Origin of the sequence: uncultured Metabacillus sp. (assembly GCF_947503125.1) — a bacterium.
Classification (GTDB): domain Bacteria; phylum Bacillota; class Bacilli; order Bacillales; family Bacillaceae; genus Metabacillus.
On the sequence record NZ_CANNCR010000032.1, the window covers coordinates 39198 to 48510 of the forward strand.

11 protein-coding genes are annotated in these 9313 nt (G+C 37.5%); 8 read left to right on the plus strand and 3 right to left on the minus strand.

Features of this window, described 5'->3' with window-relative positions:
• Nucleotides 1-62 precede the first annotated feature (62 nt).
• A complete protein-coding gene (locus tag Q1B07_RS17815) occupies nucleotides 63-242 on the plus strand; it encodes a YjzC family protein (RefSeq protein WP_299092652.1) in 180 nt (59 codons plus the stop codon).
• Between the two features lie 260 nt (nucleotides 243-502).
• Here the strand turns inward: Q1B07_RS17815 and Q1B07_RS17820 are convergent, their stop codons facing one another.
• A complete protein-coding gene (locus Q1B07_RS17820; protein ID WP_299092650.1) occupies nucleotides 503-691 on the minus strand; it encodes a YjzD family protein in 189 nt (62 codons plus the stop codon).
• A gap of 252 nt (nucleotides 692-943) precedes the next feature.
• On the opposite strand from Q1B07_RS17820, the gene Q1B07_RS17825 reads away from it, so the two are divergent.
• The 3 genes from Q1B07_RS17825 (at nucleotide 944) to Q1B07_RS17835 (ending at nucleotide 3176) form a co-directional block, all read left to right on the plus strand.
• Nucleotides 944-1678 carry a hypothetical protein gene (locus Q1B07_RS17825; protein ID WP_299092704.1) on the plus strand — a complete coding sequence of 245 codons (735 nt, stop codon included), beginning with the start codon at nucleotides 944-946 and terminating at the stop codon, nucleotides 1676-1678.
• Nucleotides 1679-1889: 211 nt separating this feature from the next.
• On the plus strand, nucleotides 1890-2684 hold the full coding sequence (locus Q1B07_RS17830; protein WP_299092649.1) for a hypothetical protein: 795 nt from the start codon (nucleotides 1890-1892) through the stop codon (nucleotides 2682-2684).
• Nucleotides 2685-2993: 309 nt separating this feature from the next.
• Complete coding sequence (locus Q1B07_RS17835; RefSeq protein ID WP_299092648.1) at nucleotides 2994-3176, plus strand: ComZ family protein; 183 nt, start codon at nucleotides 2994-2996, stop codon at nucleotides 3174-3176.
• Between the two features lie 132 nt (nucleotides 3177-3308).
• On the opposite strand, the gene Q1B07_RS17840 is transcribed toward Q1B07_RS17835, so the two are convergent.
• Complete coding sequence (locus tag Q1B07_RS17840; protein ID WP_299092646.1) at nucleotides 3309-3638, minus strand: hypothetical protein; 330 nt, start codon at nucleotides 3636-3638, stop codon at nucleotides 3309-3311.
• Nucleotides 3639-3843: 205 nt separating this feature from the next.
• Between Q1B07_RS17840 and Q1B07_RS17845 the strand changes: the two genes are divergently transcribed.
• The 4 genes from Q1B07_RS17845 to Q1B07_RS17860 all read left to right on the plus strand — a co-directional run bounded on the left by Q1B07_RS17845 (nucleotide 3844) and on the right by Q1B07_RS17860 (nucleotide 7973).
• A complete protein-coding gene (locus Q1B07_RS17845) occupies nucleotides 3844-4776 on the plus strand; it encodes a beta-ketoacyl-ACP synthase III (RefSeq protein ID WP_299092645.1) in 933 nt (310 codons plus the stop codon).
• A gap of 146 nt (nucleotides 4777-4922) precedes the next feature.
• A complete protein-coding gene (fabF, locus tag Q1B07_RS17850) occupies nucleotides 4923-6164 on the plus strand; it encodes a beta-ketoacyl-ACP synthase II (protein ID WP_299092644.1) in 1242 nt (413 codons plus the stop codon).
• Between the two features lie 124 nt (nucleotides 6165-6288).
• Complete coding sequence (locus Q1B07_RS17855; protein ID WP_299092643.1) at nucleotides 6289-7062, plus strand: DUF2268 domain-containing protein; 774 nt, start codon at nucleotides 6289-6291, stop codon at nucleotides 7060-7062.
• A gap of 155 nt (nucleotides 7063-7217) precedes the next feature.
• Nucleotides 7218-7973, plus strand: coding sequence for a YjbA family protein (locus Q1B07_RS17860; protein ID WP_299092642.1), 756 nt, complete (start codon nucleotides 7218-7220; stop codon nucleotides 7971-7973).
• A gap of 280 nt (nucleotides 7974-8253) precedes the next feature.
• On the opposite strand, the gene trpS is transcribed toward Q1B07_RS17860, so the two are convergent.
• The gene (gene trpS / locus Q1B07_RS17865) at nucleotides 8254-9237 is read right to left on the minus strand and encodes a tryptophan--tRNA ligase (protein ID WP_299092702.1); all 984 of its coding nucleotides are present in this window, start codon (nucleotides 9235-9237) and stop codon (nucleotides 8254-8256) included.
• Nucleotides 9238-9313 lie beyond the last annotated feature (76 nt).

Sequence of the window (9313 nt, forward strand, 5' to 3'; positions counted from 1 at the left end):
GGTGCTCATGAAATATATGAGTCAGGAGATACTATACACAAACAAGAGAGGAGGGGGATAGAATGGGCCAACAGCATCGTTTTCGCACAGGTCAGAAGGCACCTAATAATGGGACTTATGTAGAAATAGGTGAAACAGGGGACAATGTGAAAAATCCTGCTCAAATCAAATTAAAGGCGGGAGATCGATTCCCTGAAACGGCTAACCATAACCGACAATGGACATATAAAAGAAAACCTTAATACGAAAAGCGGAAGCGCCTTGCTCAGCGACGTATGAACTGGAGCACTCCGTATGAGATAAAGGAAACACGAAGAGCGTAAGCGATTCGATGTTGACTTATCGTAAGGAGGAGGGGGAAGTTCATTAGTCGCTAGGCGCTGGAGCTAGACACCAAAACTAAGTATAAAAACCATACAATTGTGTACTTACTTTATTTTTCATTAATTGAAAAAACCCTACAACGATGTAGGGTTTTTTGATTGTGAAGTCGAACAATCATTTAATGATGATCATTTGCTGCTGGCTCGTTAGGGATGACTTCCGCAATAATAAAGATGACAACGATTGCAATAACAGAAAGAATGGTTGAAGTCATGAAGTCATAATGACCGCCTGTCATTGAATTAACAACATATGATGCCATATGTATTAATAAAAACCCCCAGAAAAATGTCCAAAAGAAACGCACTGCTATTCACCTCTATTTCCAGACGAATTCTGATTCTATCTTATCACAGATTTAATGAATAGTAAAAGCACCTTTTAAAACGTTCATAAACTATTCAATGTGATATTCGTCTATATTTTGGATAATAGTGATAACGTCCCATTCTTTTTAAATCGGTATACATACATTATATAGAATGTAAAGGAATATGATGTTTTCACAACCTCTTTTCCGCATTCAAAATTTGCAAATGAGAAAGGTGGTGGGCAAGTGATGACAATTACGGAGCGCTTTTTTCAAATTGAAACAGAATGGAATGTTGTTCATTTACCAACAAGACCGAATGGGTTTGGAATTTTAATAATTGGTGACCGTTCAGACTTTGTAGATGAAAACTCAAGCTTTTGGCATCAACATTACGGAAGAAACCAGCTAATTAAAGAGCTTATGAACGAAGGGTATACATTATTTCATTCAAATTTATATGGTAGTAATTGGGGTAGTCCTCGTGCTGTGACAATGGCGAAGCAGCTATACCATTTAATCATGAAAAAGGAAATATTAAATCAGCGTATTCATGTGCTAACAGAAGGTATGGGTGGATTAACAGCATTGCAATTAATGGAAACTATGCCTGATAAGATCCGCTCTGTCGCGATGATGAATCCTTGCCTTGACCTCCAAGCCCATCTCGAAAAGGAAAAAGAGCATAAGTTTTTTTATAAGCGTTTAATGAGGGAAATTTCTGTCGCTTATGAAATAGAAGAAAAAAAGATTAAATCAGTACATCTGCCATCGATGTATGATTGTACGTCTAATCAACCAGTTCGGATTTGGCAAAGAATGAATCTCGCGACTTATTCACCAAAAGATCATTGCAAAAAATATGAAGAAATACGAAAAAAAAGTGGCAGCCCAATTCGACTTATTTATCATTTAGGAGAAAATCCTTACCGAATCAACCAATCCATCATAAAATTTTATAAAGAGAATGAGAGGGTTTTGTAATAAAGTGAGACTTACAGTTTTACTGCTCGTTTAAACACGCCAACTGGAGAATAGCTCCTTCAAAGTTGGCGTGTTCTTTTTTCTGCACAAGAAAGCATAAAAATTTTAGGTTTTCTCCATTAGGATTTGGTACAAGTCGAGTTTTTCTAAACGGACTAATTTTATCAGGCAATGCATACGATACAATATCTTTCTATTTAGGAGGAACGGAATGTTAAACCACGTTATTGTTTTTGGAACACACACATATGTTGGCTTTGCCCTTTGTGAACGGTTGATTAATGAAGGAATAGAGGTAAAGGGGATTTATTCATCCCCAACCAATCCTATAAATAAACATCTATTAAATGAGCGGTTTATGATGATCGGAAGAAATGCTTTATTTCGAAAGGTGGAAGGATATGAAGCATCTGAGGAAGAAAAATCGGCTGACATGATCATCCATTGCTGTGATGACGGAATTGAAGCACCATTGATCGCTGAAGATCGTAAGCAACTAGCCATTTCGGTGAATTTAGCAAAAAAATTAAAGATTCCATATGTTTTTATTACCTCTGATAATAATGGTCAGGATGGATTACGAAAAGAGCATATGGAGTTTTGTGAGCAATATGTTTCAAGTCATTTAGAGAGCTGCACGACGTTTCGTCTTCCTGTTTTATTTGGACCATATCAACCAATAACAGAAGAAATTCATCAATTTTTAATGAAAGACCAACGTGAAGCTGTATTGCATATTAATGAACCGATTCTTTTCATTGAAGATGCCGTTGATACAATATGGGAGTTATTAGAAGTCAGTGTTCAAGGAAAAGATTATGTTTTACAAAGTGAAATGAAACAAGAGAAGGTATCGCTAGCTTCTATGGAAATCCAACTTAATGCCAGCAAGCGACATAATAAAGGTTCTGAAACCTATTTGATTAAAGAAATAACAAGCATGGATGAGGGTTTAAAAGCACAGTTGGAATTTATTAAAAAATACCGTAATATTCTTAGTCCTTAGTCAGATAATACTTGTGTAATCTAACGACGAGATAGTAAGGAAAGAAGGGTGTCTATGTCCAAAAAACTTGGACTTATCTTTCTTTTACTATTTTCGCTTTTGGTTGTGGACAACCATTTAATAAGGAAACAAGGCATGCTCGTTCCTGAAAGGAATGATATTTAAGTTTAGGGAACAAAAGGGTATAAAGGTCTTCAAAAAAATACAAACTGAAACGAGATACTTTCTAAATCAATTGCAATCAGTCTATACAATTTCAATTAGTCATTATAAGATAGAAATGATAAAAAAATAGCTGGAGTGAGAATAATGGAACAACATCCTAAAGCGATGGAATTTATGCAAATCGCAATGAAATACTTACCTGAAGCGAAGCAAAAGCTTGAAGGATCGGGAATTGAATTGTCAATGGAAACAATTCAACCGATGATGGAATTATTTACGAAAGTAATGGGAGAAGCATACGAATTAGGAAAGAAAGACGCACAATAAATAATGGGGGCTGCTTAAAAAGGATCTGCTCCTTTGTTTTAAAACAGCCCCTTCCCTACATTCCTGAGCAGAAGGCAAAGAACACCTTCAAATCTGGAATGTTTTTTAATTTTCTGAGTCTAGAAGGCGCTATTATTTTTTTATTTTGGTTTTAATAAAGTTAATGACTGGAGTAATCTCCTCAAGCATTGGTTTTAGATTATTAATTGATGTCATAATATCATCTAATTGTTCAAATAGAGTAAAATAGTTGACCTCATCTGTTTGATTCAAGTTCTTGTGGGAAGATTGTTGTGAAGGGTTTCGTCTCTGTCTTCCATTTATAGATCTTGACCCGAATAAAAAGGCATTAAAACGGTCGGCTTCTGACATTTCTTCAACTTTTTCAGTTTTTTCAACCTCTTCAAATTCAATTTCTGCCTCATGGGCATTCTTTTCCTCAAATTGATCACCTTGATCCACCGATATCACCCCCATTAAGATGAAATATCTTTCATTTACTATTAAATTATGACTAAGTACTGTACTTGTTCTAGTCGGTTGTCCTAAAACATTATGATTGAAAAAGAAAGGCCAATAAGATAAAATTAGTACCAAGTCATAATAATTGATGATAAAGTCTTGCAAAATAAAACGATACCTAACTTTATATTAAGGGGTTGTACATATGAACGCTGGATTTATAGGCATTGGACGTTACACACCAGAAAAGGTTCTAACAAATGCCGATTTAGAAAAAATGGTGGATACTTCTGATGAATGGATTCGAACAAGAACAGGAATTGAAGAACGCAGGATTGCTGATGATTCTATGAATACATCGGATATGGGATTATTGGCTGCTGAAAAGGCTCTCGAAAATGCTGGGATTGCCGCTGAGGACTTGGATTTAATCCTTGTTGCAACGGTAACCCCTGATCAGCCTTTTCCAACTGTTGCATGTATGCTTCAAGAAAGATTAGGGGCTAAAAAAGCTGCTGCAATGGATATTAGTGCTGCCTGTGCCGGTTTTATGTATGGTGTCATCACAGCCAAGCAGTTTATCGAAACAGGTGCTTATAAGCATGTATTAGTAGTAGGTGTTGAAAAGCTTTCAAAAATCACGGATTGGGAAGACCGTAATACCGCTGTGTTATTTGGCGATGGGGCTGGTGCTGCCGTTATTGGGCCGGTTAGTGAAGGCAAGGGCATTTTATCCTTTGAGCTTGGTGCAGATGGGACAGGAGCTAAGCATCTATACCAAGATGAATACATTATTATGAATGGCAGAGAAGTATTTAAATTTGCTGTTAGACAAATGGGTGAATCAAGTGTAAATGTTCTTGAAAAAGTCGGTCTAAGTAAAGAAGATGTTGATTTCCTCATTCCACATCAAGCAAATATTCGCATCATGGAAGCGGCAAGAGAACGTCTTGAGCTTCCAGTTGAAAAAATGTCAAAAACGGTGCATAAATATGGAAACACATCTGCAGCTTCGATCCCTATTTCGTTAGTGGAGGAAGTAGAAGCAGGCAAAATCAAGGATGGCGATGTTATCGTTATGGTTGGTTTCGGCGGCGGTTTAACCTGGGGGGCCATTGCCCTGCGTTGGGGTCGTTAAGAAATAACTTTTTAAGAAGATTCTTTTATGTTCATACTAAAGAGCAATTACAATACGTCAATCATAAATAAAAACTGATTACGATTAGGCTTTTTAGCAACAGTGGTAAAGTCTAAAACGATCAAAAAAGGTGAGGTGCAATCATCATGGAAAAGAAACGAGTTGTCGTAACGGGTTTAGGAGCGGTTACTCCAATTGGAAATGATGTACAAACTACTTGGGAAAATGCGATAAAGGGTGTTTCAGGAATTGGACCAATTACTCGTGTAAACCCAGATGATTATCCAGCTAAAGTAGCTGCAGAGTTAAAAGATTTTGATGTCGAACAGTTTATGGATAAAAAAGATGCAAGAAAAATGGACCGTTTTACACAATATGCGGTTGCTGCTTCGTTGATGGCTGTGAAAGATGCGGATTTAGAAATTACGGATGAAAATGCTCCGCGTGTTGGAGTATGGATTGGTTCAGGTATTGGCGGAATGGAAACATTCGAACAGCAATACAGAACGCTACTCGAAAAAGGCCCGCGTCGTGTCAGCCCATTTTTCGTTCCAATGCTTATCCCTGACATGGCTACAGGTCAAGTTTCAATTGCTTTAGGGGCAAGAGGGTTTAACTCATGTACAGTGACAGCTTGTGCAACAGGGACAAACTCAATCGGTGATGCGTTTCGAGTCATTGAGCGAGGAGAAGCTGATGTTATGGTAACAGGCGGTGCAGAGGCTCCTCTGACAGAGATGTCTTTTGCAGGCTTTACAGCAAATAAGGCTTTATCAACAAATCCTGATCCAAATACAGCAAGCAGACCATTTGATAAGGATCGGGACGGTTTTGTCATGGGTGAAGGTGCAGGTATCATCGTACTTGAAGAATTAGAACATGCACTAGCTCGCGGTGCAAAAATTTATGCTGAAATCGTTGGCTACGGTGCAACAGGTGATGCCTATCATATTACTGCGCCGGCTCCTAATGGCGAGGGCGGGGCAAGAGCAATGAAACAAGCGGTTGAAGGCAGCGGACTTGCGATCACAGATATTGACTACATCAATGCCCATGGTACAAGTACTCCTTACAATGATAAATTCGAAACATTAGCGATTAAAGAGGTTTTTGGAGATCATGCTTATAAGCTAGCAATTAGCTCAACAAAATCAATGACAGGTCATTTATTAGGTGCTGCAGGTGGAGTAGAAGCTATATTAAGTATTTTAGCTATTAAAGAAGGCATTATTCCTCCAACGATTAATTATCAAACACCTGATCCGGAATGTGACCTTGACTATGTTCCGAACGAAGCCAGAAAGATAGAGGTCAAAGCTGCCCTTAGTAACTCTTTAGGCTTTGGCGGACATAACGCTACGATTATTTTTAAAAAATATGAAAACTAGATGAAGCAATGATAGAGACTGTCTCAGGTGGGGTTTACCTATTTAAGACAGTTTCTTTTTTACATTTCTAAAAGAACACCTCTTCAAAGCTTTTCATAAGCTAGGTAAGGAAGGGGTGTTAAAAATGAGCGTTATTGACACAAAAAAATGGTTAAAGGAAACACCTGATCAGCTTGACATCTGCAGAAAATTAAAGGCTTATTTCCCGCATTTAAAAACAGGTGAGATCACTAAGCATTTGAATTCGTTTGGCATGTATAAAAGAACCGGCAAACTAGATGAATGGCTTGAAAAAATGGAAAAGGAAAGCATCTATGAATTTGTGAAAGAAGAAGAGCAAAAGCTGAAAGAGGAATGGAATGGTCCAAACATACCGATTTTTATCTTTCCAAGTGACATGAATAATCGAAAAATCGAAACAGAATATAAAGGAAGAGCAGGTTTGGCTTTTCACGATAAATTGTTTTTGTTTTTATCACTAAATATAGTAAAAAGTAATATTAAGTCTGTTTTGATTCATGAATATCATCATGTTTGCCGCATAAGCTCTGTAAGTAAGAAAGAACAAGATTTTACCATCATCGATACCGTTATTTTGGAGGGCTTGGCGGAAAATGCTGTTAGAGAAAAAATGGGTGATCATCATGTTGCTGCATGGACTACCTTTTATACAGATGCCCACTGTGAACGTTTTTTTGAAAGAATTATTTATCCGCAAAGGGATGTATCGATTGAAAGTCGTAGCTATTCCCAATTAATGTATGGCACAGGACTGTATCCAAACATGCTGGGTTATGCAGTTGGCTATTACATCGTGAAAAACTATATGAACCAAACCGGAAAAAAAACGATCGATCTGCTAGGTACACCAGCTGAAGAAATAATAAATAGAAACTAACCATTTTTATTCATATCCTTCCACCTTCAAACATAGTGATGACTAAAGACAAGTTTTTGGGAAATAAATTTATGTATATTCTGTATAGATTGGAATAAATTCTCTTTTTATTGCCAATACTGTTTGACAAATGGTACTGAAGTGAGGGATTTTAAATGTTATTTCTTCATGATGTTTGGGTAAATTGGTTTGAAGGTGAAGAGAACGGGTACAATGTCTGTCATTTCCATGAATGGAGAAAGGATGATAGTGTTGAACTCCTTGATCAGGTCCCCCTTTTAAAGGTTAATTCCTTACTTTTTGACTACATAGAAAATAACTTATCGGAGTTACCGCCTGGTCTATTAAAAGATATTTTTCAGAAGGCTTATATTCGTAAAAACCATGAAAGAATTCAATTAGACTACTGTTTTGTTGTTACAGATGGTATTGGGATTTTAGCGGTTGATACGATCGGCTACACGATACCAATTCGTAAAAGCCGGATCATTCCGCGGCAAGAGCAGCTTGTCTTTGAAATGGTAAAGGATGTTGAGCCAGAAGAGTATTCGACTGAATTCATTCAAAATGGATCAGAGGAAAAAGAATATCATATTTTATCATTAGCACCAGAGCATGTACGTGGGTTGACAAGAAAAGAGCGTCAATTAAAACAGCTATTATTTATGGCACTTGACCAATTACAAGCAACGAAAAATGCTGCTGAGGTTAAGTACTGGTACACAGAATGGAATCCAACCATGTATCACGACATTCAACAAAGAGAATTTCATGAAGTGTGGCAAAGGCTTTATGAGGAAACATTGCACGGATGGTCACCTAAACATGCTCAACTATGTGAGAACTTAATTAAAGGACAACCATTCTTTGAAAAGCTCTGGGATATGGAGCAAGAGTCAAAGGTAAACTAGCTTGGACAAGCATAGGAAAAATCAAAAAACGATGTGATCTAAATGTTCGATAAGCATTTAGAGCGCATCGTTTTTGAATTTTAATTTATACCTAGTTTAGGTGTCTAGCTCCAGGCGCCATCGGCGAAGCACAGGACGTGCAAGTGCAGTTATGAGATAAGGCCGCCCTAGTTTTTAACTGCCTCTAGGGTCTAGTCAAATAGGAATTGAAGATAAAGAACACCTTCTATTCCTATTCGCCTTATACTTGTCGCCAAATGCTAAGCGCCTTGCGTTTTTCTTATTTACGGCCAAGCCCCATTGCTTTCTCCATCTTTTTAAGAGTTTTACTTGCAATGGCGTTGGCCTTTTCTGCACCTTTGTCTAAAATTTCATCTAATTCTTTTGATTCCATCAAATGCTTATATTTCTCCTGAATAGGTGCTAATGTATTAATGACAACCTCTGCTACATCACGTTTGAAATCTCCATAGCCCTTTCCTTCATATCTTGCTTCAATTTGGTCGATCGGTTCATTAGTTAAAATCGAGTAAATGGATAAGAGATTTGAAACCCCTGGCTTGTTTTCTTTGTCATATTTAACAATACCATCTGAGTCTGTTACAGCACTTTTGATCTTTTTCTCGATTTGCTTTGGTTCATCTAATAATGTAATAAATGCTTTTTGGTTAGGATCTGATTTGCTCATTTTCTTAGTTGGATCTGCAAGTGACATGATGCGGGCTCCAACCTTTGGAATACGTACTTCAGGGATCGTAAGGATGTCATTATACTTTTTGTTAAAACGTTCAGCCAAATCACGTGTTAATTCTAAATGCTGCTTTTGATCCTCTCCAACTGGCACCAAATCAGTATTATAAAGAAGAATATCAGCAGCCATTAAAGGCGGATAGGTGAGCAGACCTGCTGAAACAGCTTCTTTTCCATGAGATTTATCTTTAAATTGTGTCATGCGCTCAAGCTCACCGATATAGGAGACGCATTGCAGCATCCATCCTGCTTGGGCATGTGCCGGAACCTCTGATTGAATAAACAGCGTAGCTTTTTCTGGATCAATTCCAACAGCAAGATAAAGTGATGCGAGACTTCTTATGTTTCTTCTTAGTGCCGCAGGATCTTGTGCAACAGTGATGGCATGCTGGTCAACAATACAGAAGTAACAATTATATTCATCCTGTAAATCGACAAACTGCTTTAATGCGCCAATATAATTACCTAGTGTTACAGATCCGCTTGGTTGAATACCTGAGAAAATGGTTTTCATCATTTTTATACCCATTCCTTTCGCTTCGCTCAAGGCACAAAACGTAATGAAATAAGTTTTGTACCTCGAGCGTCTA

Excerpts from the sequence above, each read along its gene's own strand:
- Q1B07_RS17815 (WP_299092652.1), top strand. The coding sequence starts at position 63 with ATGGGCCAACAGCATCGTTTTCGCACAGGTCAGAAGGCACCTAATAAT.
- Q1B07_RS17825 (WP_299092704.1), top strand. The coding sequence starts at position 944 with ATGACAATTACGGAGCGCTTTTTTCAAATTGAAACAGAATGGAATGTT.
- Q1B07_RS17830 (WP_299092649.1), top strand. The coding sequence starts at position 1,890 with ATGTTAAACCACGTTATTGTTTTTGGAACACACACATATGTTGGCTTT.
- Q1B07_RS17835 (WP_299092648.1), top strand. The coding sequence starts at position 2,994 with ATGGAACAACATCCTAAAGCGATGGAATTTATGCAAATCGCAATGAAA.
- Q1B07_RS17845 (WP_299092645.1), top strand. The coding sequence starts at position 3,844 with ATGAACGCTGGATTTATAGGCATTGGACGTTACACACCAGAAAAGGTT.
- fabF (WP_299092644.1), top strand. The coding sequence starts at position 4,923 with ATGGAAAAGAAACGAGTTGTCGTAACGGGTTTAGGAGCGGTTACTCCA.
- Q1B07_RS17855 (WP_299092643.1), top strand. The coding sequence starts at position 6,289 with ATGAGCGTTATTGACACAAAAAAATGGTTAAAGGAAACACCTGATCAG.
- Q1B07_RS17860 (WP_299092642.1), top strand. The coding sequence starts at position 7,218 with ATGTTATTTCTTCATGATGTTTGGGTAAATTGGTTTGAAGGTGAAGAG.
- trpS (WP_299092702.1), bottom strand. The coding sequence starts at position 9,237 with ATGAAAACCATTTTCTCAGGTATTCAACCAAGCGGATCTGTAACACTA.